General features: G+C 62.1%; 22 protein-coding genes. 5 read left to right on the forward strand and 17 right to left on the reverse strand.

Annotated elements, in window-relative coordinates; translation table 11 throughout:
* Positions 1 to 159: 159 nt before the first annotated feature.
* The gene (locus ACFQ95_RS01675; RefSeq protein ID WP_422829048.1) at positions 160 to 1,992 is read right to left on the reverse strand and encodes an ABC transporter transmembrane domain-containing protein; all 1,833 of its coding nucleotides are present in this window, start codon (positions 1,990 to 1,992) and stop codon (positions 160 to 162) included.
* Positions 1,993 to 2,094: 102 nt separating this feature from the next.
* Here ACFQ95_RS01675 and ACFQ95_RS01680 point away from each other — a divergent pair, with 102 nt between their 5' ends.
* The 4 genes from ACFQ95_RS01680 (at position 2,095) to ACFQ95_RS01695 (ending at position 7,212) form a co-directional block, all read left to right on the forward strand.
* Entirely contained in the window at positions 2,095 to 2,679 is a 585-nt protein-coding gene (locus ACFQ95_RS01680; RefSeq protein ID WP_422829049.1) for a MarR family winged helix-turn-helix transcriptional regulator, read from the forward strand.
* The gene (locus tag ACFQ95_RS01685) at positions 2,676 to 4,172 is read left to right on the forward strand and encodes an efflux transporter outer membrane subunit (RefSeq protein ID WP_422829050.1); all 1,497 of its coding nucleotides are present in this window, start codon (positions 2,676 to 2,678) and stop codon (positions 4,170 to 4,172) included. The genes ACFQ95_RS01680 and ACFQ95_RS01685 overlap by 4 nt, the downstream gene beginning before the upstream one ends.
* 64 nt (positions 4,173 to 4,236) lie before the next feature.
* Positions 4,237 to 5,625 carry an efflux RND transporter periplasmic adaptor subunit gene (locus tag ACFQ95_RS01690; protein ID WP_422829051.1) on the forward strand — a complete coding sequence of 463 codons (1,389 nt, stop codon included), beginning with the start codon at positions 4,237 to 4,239 and terminating at the stop codon, positions 5,623 to 5,625.
* Between the two features lie 27 nt (positions 5,626 to 5,652).
* Positions 5,653 to 7,212, forward strand: a complete 1,560-nt coding sequence (locus ACFQ95_RS01695) for a DHA2 family efflux MFS transporter permease subunit (protein WP_422829052.1) — start codon at positions 5,653 to 5,655, stop codon at positions 7,210 to 7,212.
* Positions 7,213 to 7,344: 132 nt separating this feature from the next.
* Here ACFQ95_RS01695 and ACFQ95_RS01700 read toward each other — a convergent pair whose 3' ends face one another.
* The 14 genes from ACFQ95_RS01700 to ACFQ95_RS01765 form a co-directional block, all read right to left on the reverse strand.
* Positions 7,345 to 8,406 carry an acyltransferase family protein gene (locus ACFQ95_RS01700; RefSeq protein WP_422829053.1) on the reverse strand — a complete coding sequence of 354 codons (1,062 nt, stop codon included), beginning with the start codon at positions 8,404 to 8,406 and terminating at the stop codon, positions 7,345 to 7,347.
* A gap of 268 nt (positions 8,407 to 8,674) precedes the next feature.
* Positions 8,675 to 10,144 carry an amidohydrolase family protein gene (locus ACFQ95_RS01705; protein ID WP_422829054.1) on the reverse strand — a complete coding sequence of 490 codons (1,470 nt, stop codon included), beginning with the start codon at positions 10,142 to 10,144 and terminating at the stop codon, positions 8,675 to 8,677.
* Positions 10,145 to 10,150: 6 nt separating this feature from the next.
* Positions 10,151 to 11,359 carry an amidohydrolase family protein gene (locus ACFQ95_RS01710; protein WP_422829055.1) on the reverse strand — a complete coding sequence of 403 codons (1,209 nt, stop codon included), beginning with the start codon at positions 11,357 to 11,359 and terminating at the stop codon, positions 10,151 to 10,153.
* A 2-nt stretch (positions 11,360 to 11,361) separates the two neighbouring features.
* On the reverse strand, positions 11,362 to 11,997 hold the full coding sequence (locus ACFQ95_RS01715; RefSeq protein WP_422829056.1) for a flavin reductase family protein: 636 nt from the start codon (positions 11,995 to 11,997) through the stop codon (positions 11,362 to 11,364).
* Positions 11,987 to 12,910: a DUF1989 domain-containing protein gene (locus ACFQ95_RS01720; RefSeq protein ID WP_422829057.1), complete on the reverse strand. Its 924-nt coding sequence runs from the start codon at positions 12,908 to 12,910 to the stop codon at positions 11,987 to 11,989. The genes ACFQ95_RS01715 and ACFQ95_RS01720 overlap by 11 nt, the downstream gene beginning before the upstream one ends.
* Positions 12,907 to 13,092 (reverse strand): hypothetical protein, encoded by a 186-nt coding sequence (locus tag ACFQ95_RS01725; RefSeq protein ID WP_422829058.1) that lies wholly within the window; start codon positions 13,090 to 13,092, stop codon positions 12,907 to 12,909. Before ACFQ95_RS01725 ends, ACFQ95_RS01720 begins: the two co-directional genes overlap by 4 nt.
* 58 nt (positions 13,093 to 13,150) lie before the next feature.
* Complete coding sequence (locus tag ACFQ95_RS01730; protein ID WP_422829059.1) at positions 13,151 to 14,611, reverse strand: amidohydrolase family protein; 1,461 nt, start codon at positions 14,609 to 14,611, stop codon at positions 13,151 to 13,153.
* 9 nt (positions 14,612 to 14,620) lie between these two features.
* A complete protein-coding gene (locus tag ACFQ95_RS01735) occupies positions 14,621 to 15,649 on the reverse strand; it encodes an ABC transporter ATP-binding protein (protein ID WP_422829060.1) in 1,029 nt (342 codons plus the stop codon).
* The gene (locus tag ACFQ95_RS01740; RefSeq protein WP_422829061.1) at positions 15,646 to 16,656 is read right to left on the reverse strand and encodes an ABC transporter ATP-binding protein; all 1,011 of its coding nucleotides are present in this window, start codon (positions 16,654 to 16,656) and stop codon (positions 15,646 to 15,648) included. Before ACFQ95_RS01740 ends, ACFQ95_RS01735 begins: the two co-directional genes overlap by 4 nt.
* Positions 16,657 to 16,664: 8 nt before the next feature.
* On the reverse strand, positions 16,665 to 17,612 hold the full coding sequence (locus ACFQ95_RS01745) for an ABC transporter permease (RefSeq protein ID WP_422829062.1): 948 nt from the start codon (positions 17,610 to 17,612) through the stop codon (positions 16,665 to 16,667).
* Between the two features lie 160 nt (positions 17,613 to 17,772).
* Positions 17,773 to 18,738 (reverse strand): ABC transporter permease, encoded by a 966-nt coding sequence (locus tag ACFQ95_RS01750; protein ID WP_422829063.1) that lies wholly within the window; start codon positions 18,736 to 18,738, stop codon positions 17,773 to 17,775.
* Positions 18,739 to 18,928: 190 nt separating this feature from the next.
* Positions 18,929 to 20,536, reverse strand: a complete 1,608-nt coding sequence (locus tag ACFQ95_RS01755; protein ID WP_422829064.1) for an ABC transporter substrate-binding protein — start codon at positions 20,534 to 20,536, stop codon at positions 18,929 to 18,931.
* 21 nt (positions 20,537 to 20,557) lie between these two features.
* Entirely contained in the window at positions 20,558 to 21,346 is a 789-nt protein-coding gene (locus tag ACFQ95_RS01760) for a GntR family transcriptional regulator (RefSeq protein ID WP_422829065.1), read from the reverse strand.
* Between the two features lie 385 nt (positions 21,347 to 21,731).
* Entirely contained in the window at positions 21,732 to 22,508 is a 777-nt protein-coding gene (locus tag ACFQ95_RS01765; RefSeq protein ID WP_422829066.1) for an SDR family NAD(P)-dependent oxidoreductase, read from the reverse strand.
* A gap of 104 nt (positions 22,509 to 22,612) precedes the next feature.
* Between ACFQ95_RS01765 and ACFQ95_RS01770 the strand changes: the two genes are divergently transcribed.
* On the forward strand, positions 22,613 to 23,557 hold the full coding sequence (locus tag ACFQ95_RS01770) for a LysR substrate-binding domain-containing protein (protein WP_422829067.1): 945 nt from the start codon (positions 22,613 to 22,615) through the stop codon (positions 23,555 to 23,557).
* Between the two features lie 12 nt (positions 23,558 to 23,569).
* Here ACFQ95_RS01770 and ACFQ95_RS01775 read toward each other — a convergent pair whose 3' ends face one another.
* Both ACFQ95_RS01775 and ACFQ95_RS01780 read right to left on the reverse strand, forming a co-directional pair.
* Positions 23,570 to 24,151, reverse strand: a complete 582-nt coding sequence (locus ACFQ95_RS01775) for a flavin reductase family protein (protein WP_422829068.1) — start codon at positions 24,149 to 24,151, stop codon at positions 23,570 to 23,572.
* A gap of 11 nt (positions 24,152 to 24,162) precedes the next feature.
* Positions 24,163 to 25,212 (reverse strand): NAD(P)-dependent alcohol dehydrogenase, encoded by a 1,050-nt coding sequence (locus ACFQ95_RS01780; RefSeq protein WP_422829069.1) that lies wholly within the window; start codon positions 25,210 to 25,212, stop codon positions 24,163 to 24,165.
* Positions 25,213 to 25,228: the final 16 nt, after the last annotated feature.

Here is a 25,228-nt window from a genome sequence, read left to right on the forward strand (position 1 = left end):
CAATAGCCGCCGTGGCGGCTGAAGATGGCTGGTGACGCTGGCGACTGGACGAAGGGGGCGAGCGGCTATCGCGTCATGGCTTCTTGCTTATTCTAGATAAGAGCAATTCCCATTTGTGCAAGAGGCTTTCCCTGCGCGCAGCCTTGGCTCGGCCGGCCTTCAGTTGGTGAATTGCAGCGCTGCCAGGCGTGCGTACACGCCGCCCGCGGCCACCAAGGTGTTGTGTGTGCCAACCTCTACGATGCGGCCTTGCTCCAGCACCACAATGCGATCGGCCTTTTGCACCGTGGCCAGGCGGTGCGCAATCACCAGCGTGGTACGGCCCGACATGGCCGATTCCAGCGCGGCCTGCACCATGCGCTCGCTTTCGGCATCGAGCGCGCTGGTGGCTTCGTCGAGCAGCAGCAGCGGCGCATTTTTCAACATGGCGCGGGCGATGGCGATGCGCTGGCGTTGGCCGCCAGACAGGCGCACACCGCGCTCACCCAGGAAGGTGTTGTAGCCCTCGGGCAGGGCGCGGATGAAGGTATCGGCAAACGCGGCCTGGGCGGCGGCGATCACTTCGGCGTCGCTCGCCTCGGGCCGGCCGTAGCGTATGTTCTCCAGCGCGCTGGTCGAGAAGATCACCGCGTCTTGCGGCACGATGCCCACGCGCTGGCGCAAGGCGCTCAAGGCCTGGGCCTTGGTGGCCACGCCGTCGAGTGTGATGCGGCCCGATTCGGGGTCGTAAAAACGCAGCAGCAACTGGAACACCGTGCTCTTGCCCGCGCCGCTGGCGCCGACCAGCGCCACGGTTTCACCGGGCGCCACGGCCAGGTTGAAATCGCTGAGCGCGGCGCTGGCGGGGCGCGACGGGTAGTGGAAGGTTACCTTGTCGAAAACAATAGCGCTTCCCGCTACTGGGGCGGGCGCTACCGCCGGATTCTCTGGTGACGTGATGGGCGACTCGGTGTTCAGCAGCTCCATCAGCCGTTCGCTGGCACCGGCGGCGCGCAGCAGGTCGCCATAGACTTCGCCCAGCACGGCGGTCGAGCTGGCCAGAATGATCACGTAGACCACGGTTTGCCCCAGGTGGCCGGCGGTGATGTCGCCACGCAGCACGGCCTGTGTGCCCTGGTACAGGCCCCACAGCAGGGCCGCCGACGTGGCGATGATGATGAAGGCCACCAGCACCGAACGCGCTTTGCTGCGGTTCACGGCCGTCTGGAACGCGTTGGTCGACGACACATTGAAACGCGCTGCCTCGCGGCCTTCAGCGGTGTAACTCTGTACCACCGGAATGGCGTTGAGCACCTCGGCGGCAATGGCGCTGGAGTCGGCCACGCGGTCCTGGCTGGCACGCGAGAGCTTGCGCACACGCCTGCCGAACCAAACGCTGGGCAAGACCACCAGCAACAGAATCCCCATTACTTGTGTCATGACGTAGGGGTTGGTCCAGACCAGCATGCCCAAGGCACCAAGGCCCATGACCGCATTGCGCAGGCCCATGCTCAGCGACGAGCCCACCACCGTCTGCACCAGGGTGGTGTCGCCGGTCAGGCGCGACAGCACCTCGCCGGTTTGTGTGGTCTCGAAAAACTCCGGGCTTTGCTGCACCACATGGGCGTAGACGGCGTTGCGCAAATCGGTGGTCACACGTTCACCGAGCCAGCTCACCATGTAAAAGCGCCCGGCAGAGAACAAGCCCAGCGCCGCCGCCACCGCAAACAGTCCGAAGAAATGTTCACGCAAGGCGAGCAGTTGTGCGCCGGGATCGACCTGGCCGCCTTGTGCCGCCACCAGGCCGTTGTCGATCAAGGCGCGCAAGGCCAGCGGAAACACCAGCGTGGCCGCAGCCGCCAGGACCAGCAACACACCCGCGAGTGTGATGCGCCAACGGTAGGGGCGCAAGAACGGCAACAGGCCGGTCAGCGCCTTGGGCGAAGCCTTGGCGGGTGTTGTTGCTGCGCTCGGGGCGGGCGTGGTGATGGCGGCGGTGGCATGGGTGGTCATGGACGGAGTGTAGCCAATACGCCTCAAAAATTGCCCAGACAAAAGATGATGCAGCATTAGATGCCTTGACATTGTATGACTAGTCAATTAATATTCGCGCCCATGAATGCAAAGCCAGAATCTCCTTCAGACGCCACGGCCGATGCGGCTGTACCGGGTGCTGCCGGTACAGCCGCATCTGCTGCGGCCGCGCCTGGGACGCAGCCGTTTTCGGCGATCGATTTCTACAAGCCGGAAAACTATTCGCCTATGAACAGCGTGGGCTATCTCATGCGCCGCATCGTCACGGCGGTGAGCCAGGAAGCTGAGCGGCAACTCGAGGGTGTGGGCCTGACCCATGCCCAGTGGATGCCCTTGTACAAGCTGTATTTGGGGCACGCTTCCACCGTGGCCGAGCTGGCGCGTGGTTGCCAGCTTGACGCGGGTGGCATGACGCGCCTGCTGGACCGCATGGAAGCCAAGGGCCTTTGCCGGCGCGTGCGCTCGAGTGAAGACCGGCGTGTGGTCAACATCGAGTTGACTGCCGAAGGCCATGAGGCCGCCAAACACATCCCGGTGGTGCTGAGCAATGTGCAAAACCGCTACCTGGCCGGTTTTACCGAAGGCGACTGGCGCACTCTGACGGGACTCTTGCAGCGCATTCTGGAAAACGTGGAAGCCTCTTCCGCATCTGAAAAACAACCATGAAAACGACCCATAACATGCAATGGATTCCCTCCGGCCTGCCGCGCGCGCTGCGCTTCGGCTTGGCGGCCACGGCCTTGGCCGCCCTGACGGCCTGCGCCAATTACGCGGGCATCAAGTCCGAAGCACAAGCGCTGGACCCGGCCAAACTCGGCCTGGCTTTTCAAGACCCGGCCAGCACCGGCATCCGCTCTGCCTGGTGGCAGGGATACGGTGACGGCCAGCTCAACGGCCTGGTGGAGCAGGCGCTGGCCAACAGCCCCAGCCTGAAGCTGGCGCAAAGCCGTGTGGCACGGGCCCAGGCGGTCAGCGAGGTGGCGGGGGCTGCGCTGCTGCCGCAGGTCAACGCGCAGGCCGACGTCACGCGCCAGCTCTATACCGAGAATGGCTTGTACCCGGCGCCGCTGGCCGGCTCGATCAGGAACTCGGGCACGCTGCAACTCAACGGCAGTTGGGAGCTAGATTTCTTCGGCAAGAACCGCGCCGCGCTCGATGCCGCTCTGGGCACGGCGCAGGCCGCCGAGGCCGACGCCCAGGCCGCGCGTGTGCTGCTGGCCACCCAGGTGGTGCAAACCTATTTCCAGTTGATGCGTTCGCAGGCTCGCCTGGCGGTATCTGAACGCACCGAGGCCCAGCGTGGTGAAACCCTCAAGCTGGTGCACGACCGCGTCTCCGCTGGCCTGGACACCAACCTCGAATTGCGCCAGGCGGAAAGTGGCCAGCCCGAAGCCCGGGTGCAGATCGAAGAGCACAAAGAGCAGATTGCGCTGGCACGTAATGCCTTGGCTTACCTGGTGGGTAACCCGCACGCGGCCGACAATCTGGTCACGCCCGATCTGTCGGTGGTGCAGCCGTTCCCGCTGGCCGGCAACATCTCGGTCGACCTGCTGGGACGCCGCGCCGACGTGGCCGCCGCGCGCTGGCGTGTTGAAGCCGCCACACAAGACGTGGCCAGCGCCAAGGCGCAGTTCTATCCCAACATCAACCTGGTGGGCTTTGTTGGCCTCTCCAGCATTGGCCTGGGGCGCCTGACCGAAGCCGGCAGCGAGCAATGGGGCATTGGCCCGGCGCTGCGTTTGCCCATCTTCGACGCCGGGCGTTTGCGCGCCAACCTGCGCGGCAAAACCGCCGACCTCGATGCCGCGGTGGAAAGCTACAACAACACCGTGCTTGCCGCCTTGCGTGATGTGGCCGACCAACTGGCGTCCATGGACGCGATTCGCCGCCAGCAGGCCGAACAGGTCTTGGCGCAACAGGCCGGCGAGGGCGCCTACGATATCTCGGTGTTGCGCTACAAGGCAGGCCTGGGCACTTATTTGAACGTGCTCACGTCGGAAATCATCGTGCTCAACCAACGCCGCCAGAAGGTCGATCTGCAAGCGCGCCTGCTCGACGCCCAAGTGCGCCTGGTCCACGCCCTGGGCGGTGGTTACACCGCACCGGCATTGCCTGCAGAACAAACGGCCGCGACCAAAAGTGCCGGCCTGGTGAACTGAACGCCGCTTCAGCTCGCTCCTTTATCCATTTCGTACCCCATACCCCGTCGAGAGCCTTCACATCATGAACGCACCACAAACCTCCGCCGCTCCCGCCACTGCCGCCGCAGGCAACCCCAAGCGCCGCCAGGCGCTGACCACCATTGCCGCCGTGGTGGTGGTCGCCGGCCTGGCCTGGACCGCCTACGAATGGCTGGTCGCCAGCCACTACGAGAACACCGACAACGCCTATGTGCAGGGCAATGTGATCCAGATCACGCCACAAATCGGTGGCACGGTGATGGCCATCATGGCCGACGACACCGACTTCGTGACCGCAGGCCAACCCCTGGTCAAGCTGGATCCGGCCGATGCCCGTGTGGCCCTGCAGCAGGCCGAAGCCGGCCTGGCAGGCGCGGTGCGCCAGGTGCGCACGCTGTACGCCAACAACGGCACGCTGGCCGCGCAAATCAATCTGCGCAGCGCTGACGTGACGCGGGCACAAACCGACGTGGTGCGCGCCCAAAGCGAAGTGGCACGTGCCACCGAAGACCTGAGCCGGCGCCAGGCGCTCACCGGCAATGGCGCGGTGTCGCAAGAAGAGTTGAACCACACCAAGACCCAACTGGCCAACGCCAATGCCGCGCTGGCGGCCGCAAAAGCCAATGTGGTGGCCAGCGAGGCAGGTGTTGTTGCCGCGCGTGAACAACTGCTGAGCAACCAGGCCATGACCGATGGCACCAGCGTTGAACGCCACCCTAGCGTGCAGGCCGCAGCGGCCAAGGTGCGCGAAGCCTATCTGGCGCAACAACGTGCGGCCCTGCCATCGCCGGTCGATGGTTATGTGGCCAAGCGCACGGTGCAACTTGGCCAGCGTGTGGCCGCCGGCACACCGCTGATGTCGGTGGTGCCGTTGAGCCAGGTGTGGGTGGATGCCAACTTCAAGGAAGTGCAACTGCGCAACATCCGTATCGGCCAGCCGGTGAAGCTGACGGCCGACGTCTACGGCAAGAAGGTCGAATACACCGGCACCGTGGCCGGCCTGGGCATAGGCACGGGTGCCGCGTTTTCCCTGCTGCCGGCACAAAACGCCACCGGCAACTGGATCAAGGTGGTGCAACGTGTGCCCGTGCGTATTGCGCTGGACGCTGAGCAGGTCAAGGCCAGCCCGCTGCGTGTAGGTTTGTCTATGGACGCCACGGTCGATGTGTCGCAGAAAGACGGCAAGTCCTTGGCCGAGGCGCCGCGCGCTGCGCCAGTGGCCAGCACGTCGGTCTACGCCACCATAGACAGCGGCGCCGACGCCGAAGTCAACCGCGTGATTTCGGCCAACCTGGGCCGCCCATTGGCGCAGGACAAGGCGGCCAAACCGGCAGCCGCACCTAAGAGTGGTGCCGCCGATGATGCCCAGGGCAGCGCTGTGCCGGCACCGCGCAACCTGGCTGCCGTGGCCCCTGCGGTCCTGGCGCAGTAACGCGGTCGCGAACAAGGGATTGGCCATATGTCCACCCCAGCCAAACTTCTGTCACACCCGCCGCTAGAAGGCGCGGCCCGCACATGGGGCACGATTGCGCTGTCTGCGGCCACCTTCATGAACGTGCTGGACACCTCCATCGCCAACGTGTCGCTGCCGGCGATCGCCGGCGACCTGGGCGTCAGCCCCAACCAGGGCACCTGGGTCATCACCAGCTTTGCCGTGGCCAACGCCATCGCCGTGCCGCTCACCGGCTGGTTGTCGCAACGCTTCGGCCAGGTGCGGCTGTTTGTCTTCAGCGTGGTGCTGTTTGTCATCGCCTCGCTGCTGTGCGGCCTGGCGCCGAACATGAATACGCTGATCGCGTTCCGCATCCTGCAGGGCTTTGTGGCCGGGCCGATGATTCCGTTGTCGCAGTCCCTGCTGCTCTCCAGCTACCCACCGGCCCTGGCCGGCACGGCCATGGCCATGTGGGCCATGACCACGCTGGTCGCCCCGGTGATGGGGCCGCTGTTGGGCGGCTGGATCACCGACAACATCTCCTGGCCATGGATCTTCTACATCAACGTGCCCATAGGCATCATGGCGGCGTTTGCGGCCTGGATGCTGTACCACAAGCGTGAAACGCCGACCAAGCAATTGCCCATAGACAAGATTGGTCTGGCGCTGCTGGTGGTCTGGGTCGGCTGCATGCAGACCATGCTGGACATCGGCAAAGAGCAGGACTGGTTCCATTCCAGCGAGGTGATTGCCTTGGCCGTGGTGGCCTTGGTGGGCTTTCTGGTCTTTGTGGCCTGGGAGCTGACCGAGGAACACCCGGTGGTCGACCTGCGGCTGTTTGCGCGGCGCAACTTCTGGTCGGGCACGGTGGCCACTTCGGTCGGTTATGGCTTGTTCTTCGGCAACGTGGTGCTGCTGCCGCTGTGGCTGCAGCAGTACATGGGCTACACCGCCACCCAGGCCGGCTGGATTCTGGCGCCGGTGGGGGGGATGGCGATTGTGTTGTCGCCCATCGTCGGCAAAACCGTGGGCAAGATCGACCCGCGCCGCTACGCCACGGCCGCGTTCCTGATCTTCGCCTTGGTGCTGTGGATGCGCTCGGGCTTCAACACCTCGGCCGATGAGGCGACCATCATGGTGCCCACCATCATCCAGGGTGTGGCCATGGCGTTTTTCTTCATCCCGCTGATGACCATCACGCTCTCGGGCCTGACACCGGACCGCATTCCCGCGGCCTCGGGTTTGTCGAACTTCGTGCGTATCACGGCAGGCGCCATGGGCACTTCCATCGCCACCACCATCTGGGAAAACCGTGGCGCCTTGCACCACGCCCAACTGGTGGAAAACGTCAGCCAGGGGCGCGAGGTGGCCAACGCCACACTCACGGGTTTGCAGGCCGCTGGCCTGAGCCCGGAGCAGGCCCTGGCGCAGATCAACCGCCTGGTGGACCAGCAAGCCTTCATGCTCGCCGTGAACGACGTGTTCTACGCCTCGGCGATTCTGTTCCTGCTGCTGATCCCGCTGGTGTGGATGACACGCCCGGCCAAGGGCGGCGGTGGCGCCGATGCGGCGGCGGGCGCGCACTGACGTCATTGCTTCAAGCAAAACAGACGGCCTCTGATGCGAGTCAGGGGCCGTTTTCTTTGCTTTGGCGCTTTAGCAAAATTTGATCGACAAAGCGGAGCGTCTGCGAGAGCTGTCTTAGAACTTGGATGCAAACTAGCTAAGCTTCTGCTGTAAGGGGTAAAGCTTGCGGACCAGATCTCTCAAACGAAGCGCAGGCTTTTCAATAAATACCCAAGACCCTATTGCAAACGGCAGTGTTACCGCAAAACAAGCTGTTACATATAGCTCGAAATTATTAAATTTACCTGTTTGAGCTAAAGCTTGCTGGAGAGGGAATGCATAAATATAAAGACCGTAAGAGTAGTCAGCGTGTCTGAAGATATTGACTTGGAGTTTTTCGTGGTATGCAAAAATGAACACCAAGTAAGCAATGCAAGCTTGCAGCGTAAAAAAAGTATAGTAGTCGTAGTGGATGGAAAAGGCTGTCAATAAAATTAAGCCGATCGCTATTCGAATTGATATGATGATCTTTTCACGATTTGCATAAAACAAAACACCTATCAAAAAGCAAAAAACAACGTCATCTACATTTATGTCGCCACCTGTTAAATTATAAGTTGCGGTTTTTTGAAGATGAAAATAGACAAGAAGCATTGCGCAGACATTGGTTATTGCACGAAATTTAAGCGCGCCCGCGACTCCAAAAATCATTAAAATTAGATATAGCTTGAATTCAATTGGAAGGGTCCAGAGAGAGCCGTTGACAACATTGGGAAAGGAATTTTTTTGAAATACACCTGGGAGCTCCCATCGAATATTTAGTAAAAAATTTTGCGATAGATAATCATAAGTCCTTGGGTCTCTGAAGTAATCGGAGACAGGAATGGTGGTTACTAACGCCCCAAGAAGTACGGTAAATATTAAGGCAACCAACAGGCCTGGAAATATTCTTAAAATGCGAGCCGTTAAAAATTCAACAATATGGGGTCTATTAACAAAACTTTGGGCTACTAGGAATCCACTGATCACGAAAAATATCTGTACTCCAATATGACCGGCCGAAACAAACTTCATATGGGCTTGAATGAAGTCGGGAACTCCTTGCGGACCAAGGGTTGCATAAGAATGCCCAAAAATGACCAAGGAGGCTGCAATCAAACGAAGTAGATTGAAGTTGTTGTTTCTGTTTCCGCAATAGTGACCAAGAGGGTTCATGAGGCTGATTAGGGCAGGTGGACTTAAGTAAGTCGCTACATTTAATTAGTATTTGCTTTCATGGAGGGTTGTCGCCTCCTTGAATAGGGGAATGTTTTAGCCAAACGTGATGCAGCGAGGTCTAGATTTCATCTTGGACAATGCGCCCTTCGTCCTATAGATCGAAGTGTTTGGCTCAACATACCTTTTAGTTTACGGCTTGTTACGAGGAAAAACGACAGGGGAGAGATCTTGCTGAGTGCGATGGCCGAATTGAGTGAAATCTCGGTTAGTTTTCAATCGTCCAGGCAAACACGGGCTGCACCAGCGGCGTGTTTTGCAAAACATCAAAACGCCGCGCCTGCTGGTTGACCAGCAGCTTGCTGAACTGTTGATCCGCCTGTGCTTGCAGCGCTTGTAGATCGACACCACCTAGCTTGAAGTCTTCCATCACACAGCGCCCGGCGATGTAGCTCGCGCGGCAGTCTGTGCCACGGCCGGCGAGAAACAGGTTCTTCAGCGGATCGAAGATGGGCCCCAGGTGTGTGCCTTGTAGATCAAATACCACGATGTCGGCTTGCGCCCCCGGTGCCAGGCGGCCCAGGTCGTCGCGTCGCAAGGCCTTGGCACCGCCCAGCGTGGCGGCATTGAACAAGTCGGCCATGCTGGTTTGATTCGAATTGCCTTCCATCAGCCGCGCGGCATAAAGGCCGGTGCGCATGTTCTGCAACAGGTCGGGCGGCCAGGTGTCGGTGCCCAGGCCGAGGTTGATGCCGGCCGCCTGGTATTTGCCAAACGAATCGAGTGCTTCGCCGCTGCGGATGAACACCTCGGGGCAGTGTGCAATGGTGGCGCCCGAAGCTTTGAGGCGCTGCCAATCTGCCGACCCTTTGGCCGACACTGCAGGGTGGCCACTGAGGTAAATGCCGTGCGGCAGGATGGCGCGTGGGTTGAGCAGGCCCAGCTGTTCCAGCCAGCCCAGAGGTGTGTGCCCGCGCAACTGCAAGACCGTCTCAAACTCGTACGCCGACTGGCAGCAGTGCAAACGCACGGGCGCATTCGACTCGGCACTGGCAGCTGCGGTGCGTGCCAGCAACGCGGGTGTGCAGGTCTCTATGCGATCGGGCGCAAACATGCCGCGCACCAGGCCGCCGTGTGTGCCGTCAAAGTCCCGGAAGAAGCGCAGCGCATCGTCGAACCCGGCCAGGCCACGTGCTTCATCCCACAACTGCCCTGGTGTGAAACCTGCCCGCGCAATGGTGGTGCCGCTCATGTAGCAGGGGCCTAGGTAGGCACGTATGCCCAACTCGCCAGCCACTGCCGCCACACCCGCAAACTCGTCGTAACGCTCGGCCCAGGCGCGGTAATACATGGAGGTGATGGGCAGCGCGGTGGTGATGCCGTTGCGTATCAGGTGGCTGAACGCGTAGCGGTATTTGAAGATTTCTTCTTCGAGTGTGTAGGCCTCTTGCGGACCGCGCCGAATGTAGTCTTCAGACCAGAGGCGGCCGTTCTCGAACTTGCTGCCGTTGTCCACGCCCAGCACACCGGAGTCTATGTCGCCCAGTGCGTCCAAGTCTATCAGGCCGGGGCAGATCACGGCCTGGCCGTAATCCAGCATGCGGTCGACATGGCCCGGGAAATGGCGCCCGACAAACTCTATGGTGTTGCCCGAGAACACCACTTCGCCGTTGCGCCAGAACACGTGTGACCGGCCGTCGAAACCGACCACACAGGCCGCTTTGAGCAGGGTGCGCATCTTGGCTTAGCGGCCTATCAAGGGCCCACAAAAAACGCCGTCGCGTGCCACCACTTGGCCACGGCTGATCACGGTGCGCTGCAGCGGCCGGTTGACCACCGCCTCGGCCAGGTTCTCGGCCGGCAGCAACAACAGGTTGGCCGCGTTGCCTACCTCGAGGCCGTAGTCGGCAATGTTTAGCGCGCGTGCGCCGCCTTGTGTCACCACGTCGAATGCCATGGCCAGGTCTTCGTCCTTGCTCCAGCCGAAGCGCAGCGCTATCAACATGGCGCGCTCCAGCATGTCGCCGTTGCCCATGGGGCTCCACGCGTCGCGTATGCCGTCAGAGCCCGAGCACACGTTCACGCCACGGCTGCGCAGCATGGCCACGGGCGGCACGGTGACGGCCGGCGGCGCGCAGGTCATGACCGAGATGTTCAACTCGGCCAGGCGGTCGGCCAGCGCAAACAGCTCGACCGGTGGAAACGCACCCAGCGAGTAACCGTGGCTGATCAGCACCTGGCCTTGCAGGCCCATCTCTTCGGTCATGTCGCAGATGCGCTCTATCTCCCAACGGCCAAGTTCGCCCAGGTCGTGCAGGTGGATGTCTATGCCGCGTTGGTAGCGTGTGGCAAGTTCGAAGATGGTCGTCAAGTGGCGAATCGGGTCGCGGTCTATGCCCGCGGGATCTATGCCGCCGACCACGTCCACACCCAGGTCCAGCGCCTGTTGCATCAGCTCTACGGTGCCTGGGGCAATCAACATGCCGCCTTGTGGGAAGGCCACGAGTTGCAGGTCTATCAGGTGTTGGTACTTTTCACGCAGCGCGAGCATGGCTTCTACGTGCTGAATGCCCCAGATGGTTTGGGTGTCGAGGTGGCTGCGGAAGTAGAGCGAGCCGCGTGTGATGCAATGCTCTATGAGAGGGCCGGCGCGCTCGGCCATAGGCACTTTGAAATCTTTGAGAACCGTGTGTTCGTTGCTGATGCGGTGGTTGCGTGTGGGGCCGGCACTGTTGGGGCGCCATGGGGTGTTCCACAGTGACTTGTCGAAATGGGTATGGCTTTCAACAAAGGCTGGCAGCAGCAATTGGCCCTGGCCATCGACCAGTGTGGGCAGTCCAGGGTCGGCGCTACCGGCGGGCAACAGCGCGGCAATTTTGCCGTCGCTGACCAGCACATCGACGGCGGCAGCGCCTAGTGGACGAACGTTGCGGATAACTTTTGATGAAGGCATTTTTATTCGATTTCGTCTATGGGGTTGGACTCGGCGGCTTCTTTCTCGGGCTCCATCGAGAAGCGGTCGCGGGTGCGCACGTAGTAGCTGGCGCCGAAGCGGGCTACCGGAAAGTAGTTTTGCAGCCGCACGCGGTAACGCTCGGTGTCTATCAGGTCTTCACGCGCGTGTAGCCACAACACCTGGCCAATGAAGATGTGGCGGCTGTTCGTCTCCAGTGTCTCCGATAGTTTGCATTCAAACGCCACTGGCGACTCGGCAATGCGTGGCGGCCGCACGGCTTGTGAGGGCGCGGTGCTCAGGCCCACGTGGTCGAGTTCGCTGCGTGTGGAGGGCAGGGTTTCGCCGCAGCGGTGCATTTGCAGAGCCATGGGTTCGTCGGCAATGTGCACCACAAATTCACCGTTGGCCAGGATGTTGGCCGAGGTGTCCTTGAGGTGGTGGTCTTGCAGCTTGTTGATGCTGATCATCAGAATCGGCGGGTCTTCGCCCAGCATGTTGAACATGCTGAACGGCGCCGCGTTGACCACGCCCTGGTCGTTTTGCGTGGTGACCAAGGCAATCGGCCTTGGCACGATCAAGCTGGCCATCAGCTTGTAGCGCTGGTAGGCCGTCAGGGTGGCGAAATCAATCTGCATGGCCAATGGTTTTCTTGATGAAGCGTTCTTCCCACCAGCTGTAGACGATGTCGCGCAGGGCCGCGCCATCGTCTTTGCCGTAGAGGTCGCGGCGCGCGTGTTGCTGCAGCAGCGCGAACTCCTGGTCGTTCAAGCTCACGGGGTAGTCGTTGTAGACGATGGGCACGTTGGTGAACGCGGGAGCGTAGTCGGGGTCGCGGCGCAGCTCGCGGTCGGCCTTGATTTTGCTGTTGCGGAAATCGGCGGGTGTGCGTTGTGTGGCCCAGTGGCTCAGCGGTGGCACGGCGGCCATGTCTTGCTCTGTGGCCTGGTAGATCGAGAGACGCACCGGCTTGATGGAGAAGTTGCTGGTGCGCATGATGTCGGCGCCGCAGATGTTGGGCACGGCAAGCAGGTCCATCAGCGCCAACAGATCGATGTGGTCACCGGGTTTGGAGTTTTGCCGCTCGATGAACAGCTCGCCGGTTGGGCGTACGCCGGTGCGCATGAACAGGTTGAACGAGTCGTGCACGTCGTCGGGCGTCAAGCCGTATTCGCGTTGCGCTTCGGCCTGGATGTCGTGGCAGTTGGTGTGCACCGGCAGGCCGTAAACACCCTCGTACAGGTTGGCACTGCAGCGTGGAAACATCACGTCGTTGCAGTTCACCGTGTCTTCCAAGATAAATGCCATGGCGCGTTCGCGCGGTGGCGCCGACCACATGAAGTGGCCGCTGGTAGGGCTCAGGCCATGCACGGTACGGGTGCGGCCGGTGTGCATGCTTTCCTTGTAGTCGTGCAGGTTGAAGCAGTTGAAGTCAACACACTGGTTGCCTTCGATCTGCTCTATGCGCAGGATCTGGCCACGTAACAGTTCAATGGCTTTGCCGGTGCCGGGCTCGAGCACCCAGGTGGTGATGAGTTCACGTGTGTTCATGCTGCTACTCCTGTCGCGGCTGCCACTTCCTTGGCGCCGTCTTGGGCAAGTTTTGCAGCGTATTCACGCAGGGCCAGCTTCACCAAAGCTTCGCGATCTGCGGCCACGCCTTTGCCAACGGTGCGGTCGAGCAGCTCCAACTGCTGCTGGTTGAGTTTGAGAACGACGGTGTGTTCAGCCATGGGTTCCTCTTGCGATGTTTGAATTGGATTGGGGTCGAGACAGCGTTCCAGAAAACACTCAGTAATGCGAGCCGCGCCACAGCGTCTCAGGCGCCGTCAGCAGGTGCTGCAAGCCGGTGCGCGCAATCATCTTGTCGGTGGCCACCTGCGCCAGTTCCATCACTTCGGCCTCGTTCACGGTGTTGACCTTGCCGTCTTCCATCAACACCTTGCCGTTGACGATGGTGTGGGTCACATCGGCGCCGTTGGCGAAACTGGTGACGCGGTAGACCGGCATGTTCAGCGGCATCATGTGTGGCTTGAACAGGTCGACCAGGATGATGTCGGCCTTTTTGCCGACTTCAAGCGAGCCGATTTCATCACCCAGGCCAATGGCGCGTGCGGCGTCTATGGTCACCATCTCCAGCACCTTGCCGTGTGGCAACACCCCCGCGTCGCGGAAGTGGCGGCGGTGGTAGTGCATGCACTGGAACATGTGGCGGAACATGTCGTAGCTGCGATCCGGGGCGATGCCGTCCGAACCCAGGGCCACGGTGACACCCGCGTCCAGCAACTCGGGCACGGGGCAGCGGCCCCGGATGGACATGATGGCGCTGGGGTTGTGGATGATGCTGGTGCTGGTGGCCGCACACGCCGCAATGTCGTCGGGTGTGAGGTCGATGGAGTGCGACATGTACGAACGCTCGCCCAGCAGGCCCATGCCCTGGGCCAGCTTCAGGCTGCCGCTGCGGTGGCCGTCTTGTGTGAAACCCACGCCATGGCGTTTTGCCAGGCCCATGTACTGGCTGGCCTGGTCGTAGAACAGGTGCTCGTATTGGCGTTGCTCGGGTTCCTGGTCGGGGTGGTAGACCGGCAGCGTGACGCAGATGTTCACACGGCCATCGGCGCGGCCGTGCTGTGTGGTGATGACGGTTTCGCAGGTGTCGAACATCTGCTCGTAAGAGATCTCTCGGTCGGTGCGCGTGTCGCCATCCCACGTGGCGTAGGTGCGTGGTGCCGGTGGGCGCGATGGGCCTACGGCCAGCACCGAACGTGTGCCGGTCTCGCTGATGGCATCGCAGTGGCGTGTGGCGTAGCGTGGGTCGTCCACACGCATGATGCTGTCGCCACCGCCAAACAGGCAGACGCCGGTGGTGGTGCCACACTTCAGGCGCTCCAATGCGGCGAGCTTGGCTTCGGCGTACCAGAATTCTTCGTCCGAGCCCACGGTGTAGATGCTTTGGCAGGCGTCCATCCAGGCACCGGAGTCGCCACCGCCCATGGTCTTGAGCAGGCCGTGGCCGGCGTGGGCGTGGCCATCGATCAGGCCGGGCAATACCGCCTTGCGAAAGGCGTTGAGGGTCTTGGTCGCACGGTAGCGCGCCTGCAACTCGGCGGTGTCGCCCACGGCCACGATGCGGTCGCCTTGCACGGCCACGGCGCCATCTTCGATCACACGGCGCGCGCCGTCCACGGTGATCACGGTGCCGTGTGTTATCAACAGGTCAATCATCTGGATTTGGGTTTTGTCTTCAGACATGCTCAACTTTCAAGAGGTGTGGAACAGCACCGGGATGCGGCGTTCTTGTACGGCGTGGCAGGCCACTTGCGAACCATCGGGCTGGGCCTGGAGTTCGGGCTTCTCGGCCTTGCAGCGGTCGTTGGCGTGTGGGCAGCGCGGGTGGAAGGTGCAGCCCGAAGGTGGGGCTAGCGGGCTGGGGATCTCGCCGGTGATGGGTGACTTGTCGCGGCCACGTGTGTCGAGTTGCGGCAGCGCGGCCAGCAGCAACTGGGTGTAGGGGTGTTTGGGCGCTTCAAACAACACCCGTGTGGGCGCCACTTCGGCCAGGCGGCCCAGGTACATCACGCCCACATCGTGCGAGACGTAGTTGATCACCGCCAGGTTGTGGCTGATGAACAGGCAGGTCAACCCCAGTTGCTCTTGCAGGCGGCGCAGCAGGTTCAGGATTTGCGCCTGCACCGAGACGTCGAGCGCCGAGGTTGGCTCGTCACACACCAAAAAGCTGGGGTTGCCCGCCAGGGCACGTGCGATGGACACACGCTGGCGCTGGCCGCCCGAAAACTCGTGCGGAAACTTCTGCGCATCGGCGGCCGCCAGACCTACCTGGCGCAGCAGCTCGTGCACCCGTGGCATCACCTGGGCTTCGGGCAGCAGCTTCTGAAAACGAATCGGTTCGGCGATGGCCGTGCCAATGCGGTAGCGGGGGTTCAGCGAAGCATAGGGATCTTGAAAGATCATCTGGATGCGGTGCTCGCGCTGCCCGGCATCGGCAAACGCGATGTTGCCGCTGCTGGGCGCATCCAGCCCCGCCACCAGCCGCGCCAGGGTGGACTTGCCGCAGCCCGATTCACCCACTAGGCTGAAGGTTTCGCCGCGCCTGATCTTGAAGCTCACGCCATCGACCGCTTTGACGGATTTGCCCGCGCCGAGTTTGCCGCGCAGCAATCCACCACCGACGGGGAAGTGCCGTGTGATGTTGTTCGCCGTCAGGCTGATGGGGGCGTTAGAAATGGCTTCGAGGGTTTCGTCCATGGGTTCTTTCAGCACAGCGTTCATGCGGCCTCCAGTTCAGCGGGCGCGGCGGGCGTGGCAGAAGCCAGCCAGCAGGCGACCTGGCGTTGCGCCTGCCCCTGCACTTGTTCCAGCCGTGGGCTGGCCTCGCGGCATTGGTCGGTGGCGCTGGGGCAGCGAGGGTTGAAGGCGCAGCCGATGGGGCGGGCGTTGAGGCGTGGCATGGCGCCGTCGATCTGGGCCAGCGGGCCGGTCACGCGTTGGAGCGAGGGAATGGCGCCCATCAGGCCGCGTGTGTAGGGGTGTACCGGGTTGCGGATCACGTCTTCCACCGGGCCGATTTCCACAATACGGCCGGCATACATCACGGCCACGCGGTCGGCGGTTTCGGCGATGACACCCATGTCGTGCGTGACCAACAGCATAGACGTGCCTTTGTCGCGGCACAGTTGGCGCAGCAGTTGCAGCACCTGCGCTTGAATCGACACGTCGAGCGCGGTGGTCGGCTCGTCGGCCACCACCAGGCGCGGCTCGGCGCACAAGGCCAGCGCAATCACGATGCGTTGGCGCATGCCGCCCGAGAACTGGTGCGGGTAGGCGGTGAAGCGTGCCTCGGGGGCCGGAATGCCCACGGCGCGCATCAAGCCCAGCGCACGCTGCTCGGCTTCTTCTTGCGACACCGGCAGGTGGGTGCGGATGGTTTCCGTCAGTTGCTCGCCGATCTGCAGCAAGGGGTTGAGGCTCATCAGCGGGTCTTGGAAAACGGCGCCGATTTCCTTGCCACGCACCTTGCGCATGTCGCGCTGCGAGAGATTGTCGATGCGCCGCTCGCCCAGGTGGATCTCGCCGCTGGCCACGCGGCCGGGTGGGTCGAGCAGGCCCAGGATGGCCATGCCGGTGAGTGACTTGCCGGCACCGGACTCGCCCACAAAACCGAGGATTTCGCCCGGAGCGATGGAGAAGTTGATGTCGTCCAGGGCCAGCAGCACGCCGCGCCGGGTGGGGATTTCAACGCGCAGACCTTGGACGGTCAAAACAGCTTGTGTTGACATGGTCGTGCTCATTTCAGCTTTGGGTTAAAAACATCGCGCAGCCAGTCGCCCAGCAGGTTGATGGCCAGCACCAGCAGCACCAGGCAAACACCGGGCATTACCGTGACCCACCATTCACCCGAGAACAACACCTCGTTGCCCACACGGATCAGCGTGCCCAGCGATGGTGATGTGGGCGGCACACCCAGGCCCAGAAAACTCAGCGTGGCCTCGGTCAGGATGCCCAGGCCCAGCGACAGCGTGGCGATCACCAGCACCGGCCCCAGCACGTTGGGCAACACATGGCGGAACAAGATACGCAGCGGCCCCATGCCGATCAGCTTGGCGGCGTGCACGTAGTCCTTGGACTTCTCGACCAGCGTGGCGCCGCGCACCGTGCGTGCGTACTGCACCCAGGTGGAGATGCCAATGGCGAAGATCACCACAAACAGCGCCAGTTGCTCGTGTAGTGAACGTGGCAGCAACGAACGCGAGAGGCCGTCGATCAGCAGCGCCACCAGGATGGTCGGAAAGCTCAGCTGCATGTCGGCCAGGCGCATGATGAGGTTGTCTATGCGGCCACCGGCGTAGCCGCTCACCAGGCCCAGCGTCACCCCCACCACCAGCGAGAACAAGGTGGCACAAAAACTCACCAACAGCGAGATGCGCAGGCCATACATCAACACCGATAACAGGTCGCGCCCCTGGCCATCGGTGCCAAGCGGAAACTTCATCTGCCCGCCTTCAATCCACATGGGGGGCAGGCGCGCATTCAGCAAGTCCAGCTCGGCTGGATCAAACGGATTCTGCGGCGCCAGCCAGGGCGCCAACAAGGCCACCAGCACAAACAGCAGCAACACCAGCGACGAGACGATGGCAATCGGCGAGCGTTTGAAGCTGTAGACGAAATCGCTGTCCAGGAATCGGTGCCAGGCGGAAGGCGGGGCCTCTATTGGCGAGATGCTTGTAGCGGTCATGTTAGGTGCTCCCATGCGTGGATGCCGTTGACGAGAGAACGTGGTGTGATGCTTGTGGGCAAACACCGCGGAACCGGCTTTGCCGGGCCGCAGGTGTTGCCCCCTGCAAGGGGGAGGGCGCAGCGACACGCAGTGCGCGAAGACTGGGGGGTGTTCCACATTAAGCAAGCCTCACGCGTGGGTCGACTTGGAAGTACAAGAGGTCAACAACGGCGTTGATGATCACGAACAACAACGCAATCAACATCAGGTAGGCGGCGATCACCGGAATGTCGCCGAAGGTGATGGCCTGGATGATGAGCAAACCCATGCCTGGCCACTGGAACACGGTCTCGGTGATGATGGAGAACGCGATCAGCGAGCCGAGCTGCAGGCCGGCCACGGTGATCACCGGGATCAGCGTGTTCTTTAGTGCGTGGTGGAAGTGGATGGAACGGTCGACCACGCCGCGTGCACGCGCAAACTTGATGTAGTCGGTGCGCAGCACTTCCATCATTTCCGAGCGCACCAGGCGCATGAACAGGGTGAGCTGGAACAGCGCCAGGGTGATGGCCGGCATGACCAGCGACTTCCAGCCGCTGACGGTGAAAAAGCCGCTGCTCCAGGCGCCGAAGCGCACCACGTCGCCACGGCCAAACGCGGGCAGCCAGTTGAGTTCGACCGAGAAGATCAAAATCAAAATGATGCCGGTGAGGAACGAAGGCACCGAGATGCCTATGAGCGACACAACTTGCATGCCCTGCGCCAGCCAGGAGTGGCGCTTGATGCCGGCGTAAACGCCCATGGGGATGCCCACGCCCAGCGCCAGGACGGCGGCGCACAGGCTTAGTTCCAGCGTCGCCGGCACACGCGACAGCAGCAGTTGGCCCACGGGCTCCAGATTGCGGTAGGAAATGCCGAACTCGCCCTGCAACGCAAGCCCGAGGTATTTGAAGAAGCGCACGATCAGCGGCTGGTCCAGGCCTAGCGAAGCCCGCAGCGCGTCTTTTTGCGCCAGCGTGGCGGTTTCGCCCAGCAGGTTGTTGACCGGGTCGCCGATGTAGCTGAACAGCAGAAAGGAGATGAACGACACGCCGATCATCACCAGCAGGCCGTTCCACAGGCGGGTTGAGAGAAAGCGGAGCATGGGGCTGCCCTCAGGTAGGTGGGGAGTGGTGGGCGCCGAGGCTGCCCACCTTGCTTTTTTCGTGACGGACTTGAGGGGTCAAGATTTCGCAGTGAGCGGGTCGAGGTGGTGTCTAGGAGAGTAGCCGTACACCTGTGCGGCCAGCACCACAGGCGCCAGATCGGCCCGCGCAGTAGAAAGATTTACCCCCTCAAGGTGCCGTGACCAGCCACAGGCGCAACTGGTTGTCGGGCGCTTGCTTCAGTTCCACGCCCTTGCGTGCGGCCCAGGTAATGGGTTGCTGGTGCAGCGGGATGTAGCCCACGTCGTTGCGCAGAATGCCTTCGGCTTCGGCCATCAGCGTGTTGCGTTTGCCCATGTCCAGCTCTGCGGCGATCTTGGGCAGCACAGCGTCGAAGGCCGGGTTGGAGTAACGGCCGGCGTTTAAGCCACCGGCGTTGGCGGTACGTGTGGCGGCCACGTCATACAGCAGAGCATACGAGTCGGCCATGGGCAGGCCGGCATGGCCCACCATGTAGAGCGACACGTCCATGGTGTTCAGGCGCACGTTCCACTTGGCCACGGGTTCGATCTGCGGTGTGATCTTGATGCCCACGCGGCCCAGCATGGAGATGATGGCCAGGCAGATCTGCTCGTCGTACACGTAGCGGTTGTTCGGGCACTGCATGCCAACGGTAAAACCCTCGGGGTAACCGGCTTCGGCCAGCAGTTTCTTCGAGGCATCGGCGTTGAACGGCAGTATGCGTGCATTGTTTTTCGGTGCGCCGTTGAGTTGTGGTGCCAGCACCGAACCCGAAGGCCACGACACACCACGCATCACCGAGCGCTTGATGGCGTCGACATCAATCGCCTGGTACAGCGCCTTGCGCACACGGATGTCCTTGAACGGGTTCTTGCCCTTGACGTCCGAATACAGCAACTCGTCGCGGAACTGGTCCATGCCCAGGAAGATGGTACGCAGTTCAGGGCCTTGGACCACGGTGAAGTTGCCCGAGCTGTTGATGCGCTGCACGTCTTGCAGCGGCACGTTGACGGTGGCGTCGAGCGCACCCGACAGCAGCGACGAAGTGCGTGTGGCATCCGATTGGATCGGGGTGAACACCACGTCGCTCAGGTTGTGCTTGGGTTTGTCCCACCAGTTGGGGTTGGCCGCCAGCACGGTTTTGACATCGACCTCGCGCGACTTGACCATGAACGGGCCCGTGCCATTGGTGTTGCGGTTGGCGAAGTTTTCTTTCTTCTGCTGCAGGTCGCTGGCGTCCTTGGCGTTGTTGGCCTCGCTCCACGACTTGCTCATGATGCCCAGGTTCAGCAGTTCATTGAGCAGCAGCGGGAACGGCGCCTTGGTCTCCACGTCCACGGTATGGGCGTCGACCTTGCGCACGTCCTTCACGTCGGCCAGGTTGAGCTTGGAGATCGAGCCCGGTGTTTGTACACGTTGCCAGCTGAAGACCACGTCGTCGGCGGTCATGGTCTCGCCATTATGGAACTTCACGCCCTGGCGCAGCTTGAAGCGCCAGACGGTGGGGCTGACGTTGCTCCACGATTCGGCCAGCGCGGGCTCGATTTCCACCTTGTCGTTGAAGCGCACCAGGCCTTCGTAGATGTTGGCCATGAAGGCGTTGGTGAACGAGTTGTTGGTCGAGTACGGGTCCATCGACAAGGCGTCGGCCGAGGCCGTCCAGGTGAAGGTCTTGGCCTGTACAGCGGCCGAGCCCAGGCTCATGGCCAGGGCCATGCTCAGCGTCGAAAGGCTTGTACTGAGTGCTGTGCCCAGCAATTTGAAATGTGGCTTCATGGGAATCACTCTCCTAGGGGGTCAACGGGTGGGGGAAGGGACGGGGGAATTTTTCGGCGGGGCTTCGGTGCTGAGGCCCAGCGCCTGCGACAGATCGACCGGTTTGGGTTCGTCATCCAGACGTAGTTGGCGTTCGCAGCGGTTCAGGTGTTCTTCCATCAGGCGCTCTGCCTCCTGGTGCTGGCCGGACTGGATGGCGTCGAGGATCTCCAGGTGCTCCAGCACCGAGCAGTTGTTGGTGCCGGGTTCGTCGTACAGCGCGGTCATCAGCGAGGTTTGGGCGACCACGCGTTTCAGGTGCTGGTTGAGTGCTGTATTGCCCGTGGCGGCCGCCAGGTCGAGGTGGAATTTGCCCGCCAGGCGGATGTAGCGGCCGGTGTCTCCGACACGGTTGGCTTCGCGTTCTTCGCTCACCTGCTGGCGTACCTCGTCTATCCACGGGCCGCAAGAACGCTTGGACAGGGTACGCACCACGCCGGCTTCGAGAATGCGGCGCAGGGCGTAGACATCACGTGTGGCTTCCACCGAAGGTCGGGCCACAAAAGCGCCCCGGTTGGGAATCTGTTCGACCACCTGCTCACTGGCCAGCCGGTCCAACACCTTGCGCAAGGTGCCACGCGAGGTGCCCAGCAGGCGGCACAGGTCGATTTCGGGCAGCTTGGTGCCTGGGGGCAGGCGGTGTTCGTAGATGGCATCGGCCAGCCGCTGCTGCACACGCGCTTCCTCGCGGGTGTCGGCATGCCCATCGTTGCCAGGCGATGCTGCAGCCTTGTGGCTCAAGGGTGTGGGCGTGGGGGCGGGGCGGGCCATGGTCACACTGCGGCAGCAAGATCTGAATTTGATTGGCAACATACTAATTGCCAAATTGTTAACAATGCTGCTATTTTTATGGCGACATTGTTTGCAAAATATTCAGATATACCCGTAGCCCGACCGGCTGTCTGGGGCCACAACATGGGGATGGTCCTCTCGGCAGAGAGGGTTTTTTGAGGTGGCGTCGGGCTTCTCATGGTCTTGAGCTACGCAAAACGCATGCCTGGCAGTTTCAGTGCCTAATCACCTGTTTTGGGAAGAGGTTTCCCTTGAAGGCACCTGAATGGTTAGCAAATTCTAAAAAATTGTTAACAAAATGGTGCGCATGTGCTGACATTGATGCATGCGCGGCGCCCCGGCCCAGGAGCCGCGCAGAACCGCGTTACAGGAACATGCCGCCCGAGGCTTCAATGCGTTGGGCGTTGACCCAGCTGTTGTCGGGCGACAGCAGGTTGGCGATTAGCCCGCCAATGTCGTCCGGCAGGCCGACGCGGCCCAGCGCGGTTTGGCCGGCAATGAAGGCGTTGACCTGGGCGTTGTCGCGCACGGCGCCGTCGCGGAAGTCGGTCTCGATGGCGCCCGGCGCCACCACGTTGACCGCAATGCCACGTGGGCCGAGTTCCTTGGCCATGTAGTGCGTCAAGGTCTCGACCGCGCCCTTCATGGACGCGTAGGCGGCGTAGCCTGGCATGGCAAAGCGGGTCAGGCCGGTGGAGATGTTGACGATGCGCCCGCCGTTGGCCATACAGGGCAGCAGCTTTTGCGTGAGGAAGAACACACCCTTGAAGTGAATGTTCATCAGCTCGTCGAACTGCGCTTCGGTGGTTTCCATCAGGCTGGCACCCAGGCCCACACCGGCGTTGTTCACCAGGTGGTCGAAGCGCTCGCGCTGCCAGTGTTGCGCCAAAGCCAACTGCACTTGCTCGGCAAAGGCGGCGAAGCTGTTGCTGTTGCCCACATCCAGTGGCAGGGCCACGGCGCGGCGCCCCAGGGCCTCGATCTCGGCTACCACGGCCTGGGCTTCTGCGGCCTGACTGCGGTAGGTGACGATCACGTCGCCGCCCCTGCGGGCGATGTGCAGCGCGGCGCTTTTGCCCAGGCCACGGCTGGCGCCGGTGATAAGTGTGATGGTGTTTGGCTTGTGTTGGCTGTTTGTCATGTCGCTTCCTGTATCAAGCTGTTGAGGATGGAAGCGAGTCTATTAATTGATATGGTTTTGATAAATGTGCTGGATTTGATTTGGTTGTTCGTAATAATTGAACAATGAGCACACTGGACCGCATGCAAATCTTCACCCGCGTGGCCGAATTGGCCAGCTTTACCCAAGCCGCCGATGCGCTGGGTTTGCCCAAGGCCAGCGTTTCCACCGCCGTGCAGCAGCTGGAGGCCGAGCTGGGCACACGCCTGTTACACCGCACCACACGCAAGGTGCAGCCCACACAGGACGGCCAGGTGTTTTACGAGCGCTGCAAAGACTTGCTGGCCGACATGGACGAGCTGCAGACCATGTTCCAGCAGCAGGGCACGCAGGATTTGCGCGGTCGTGTGCGTATCGACATGAGCACCAGCATGGCGCGCCAGGCGGTGCTGCCGCGCCTGCCCGAGCTCTTGGCTTTGCATCCACGCCTGGAACTGGAGGTCAGCAGTACCGAGCGGCGGGTCGATCTGGTGCGTGAGGGTTTTGATTGTGTGTTGCGTGCCGGACCGGTGCTGGACGCGGGCCTGGTTGCGCGCCCGCTGGGCCTGCTGCGCATGGTCAACGTGGCCAGCCCGGGTTATCTGGCCGCGCACGGCACACCGCTTACCCTGGCCGACCTGGGCTCACACCAGATGGTGCATTACGCCAGCACCCTCGGCGCCAAGCCCACCGGGTTTGAGTATCTGGAGGGGGAGGGGGAAAGGGAAGAGGCGCGCAGCCTGCCCATGGCTGGCGCGGTCACGGTCAACAACGCCGAGGCCTATACCGCCGCATGCCTGGCCGGCCTGGGCTTGATACAGGTGCCGGTGGTGGGGGCGCAGCCTTTGTTGCGCAGCGGGCAATTGCTGGAGGTTTTGCCGGACTGGGTGGCGCCCCCCATGCCCTTGAACCTGCTCTACGCCAACCGGCGCAATCTGTCGAAACGGGTGCGCGTGGTGATGGACTGGCTGGCGGCGGTGGTGGCCCAGCACCTGCTGCAACGTGGCAACACGGCCGCCACACCACGCTGACTGAAGCGCCTGTTAAAGCGTGACCTGCAGCGAAGCGCCGGTGGCATAGAACTGCCCACCGGCCACATAGTGCAATGTACGCAGGGCATCCGGTGCCTGGCCAAACTCCCAATGGCCGTTGCGAAACACACGCTCGTCGGCCCAGGCTGCGAGCACTTCGCCTATGAACAGGTCGTATTGCTGCTGGTTGTGCGGTTCGGGGATGACGCGGCACTCAAGCCAGGCCACGCAGCCCTGCACCAGCGGCGCGGCCACGGTTTGTGCGGCAAAGGTGGTCACGCCGTGGCGCGCCAGTTTGTCGGGCTGGGTGTTGGCGCTGTCGGTGCCCAGGGCCAGCGTTTCGCGCGCGATGGCCACGCAGGGTACGTTGAGCGCAAACCTGCCGCTGCCTTCGATCAGAGCCCGGGTGTGTGTGGCCTTGTCGATGACCACGGTCACCTTGGGCGGTGCGAAGTCGAGCGCGCAGGCCCAGGCAGCGGCCATCACATTCACCGCACCACCCTGGGCCGACGACACCAATACCGTGGGGCCGTGGTTGAGCAGGCGGTAGGCCTTGTCCAGCGGCACGGCCGCGACGTGTTCGGGAAGCGGCATAGGCAAGTGCATCAAAGCGTGGCCATGTCCACCACGAAGCGGTACTTCACGTCGCTTTTGAGCATGCGTTCGTAAGCGGTTTCGATCTGGTCCATGCGAATGGTTTCGATGTCCGAGACGATGTGGTGTTTGGCGCAGAAGTCCAGCATCTCCTGCGTTTCGCGTATGCCGCCGATCAGCGAACCTGCGAGGCGGCGGCGCTTCATGATCAGGCTGAACACGTTGGGCGAGGGGTGTGGATTCTCCGGCGCACCCACCAGGGTCATGGTGCCGTCGAGCTTGAGCAGCGCCAGGAAGGCATCGAGGTTGTGTGGCGCCGCCACGGTGTTGAGGATGAAGTCGAAGCTGTTGGCGTGGGCGGCCATTTCTTCAGGGTTTTTCGACACCACCACTTCCTTGGCACCCAGGCGCAAGGCGTCTTCACGTTTGTTGACCGAGGTGGTGAACAGCACCACATGGGCGCCCATGGCGGCAGCGATCTTCACACCCATGTGGCCCAGCCCACCCAGGCCGACGATGCCCACCTTGTGGCCGGGGCCCACGTTCCATTGGCGCAGTGGCGAGTAGGTGGTGATGCCGGCGCACAGCAGTGGCGCCACGGCGGCCAGTTCCGCGTCCGAGTGGGTGATCTTCAAGACAAACGACTCGCGCACCACCATGGCGCTGGAATAGCCGCCATAGGTGTTGGCGCCCGTGCCTTGCTCGGGGCCGTTGTAGGTGCCGGTGAAGCCGTTGTCGCAATATTGCTCCAGGCCGTCGGCACAAGGCGTGCAGTGTTGGCAGCTGTCCACCATGCAGCCCACGCCCACAATGTCGCCGACCTTGAACTTGCTCACCAGGTCGCCCACGGCGGTGACGCGGCCGACGATTTCATGGCCCGGCACCGAGGGATAAATGGTGTTGCGCCATTCGTTGCGCGCGGTGTGCAGGTCGGAGTGGCACACACCACAGTGCAGCACGTCCAGTGCCACATCTTGTGCACCGACACTGCGGCGCTCGAAACTGAAGGGCGCCAATGGGGTTTTGGCAGATTGGGCGGCGTAGGCCTTGGCATGAGTCATGTGAAACCTCTGGGTT

The organism is Variovorax sp. HJSM1_2, assembly GCF_049316285.1.
GTDB lineage: Bacteria > Pseudomonadota > Gammaproteobacteria > Burkholderiales > Burkholderiaceae_C > Rhodoferax_B.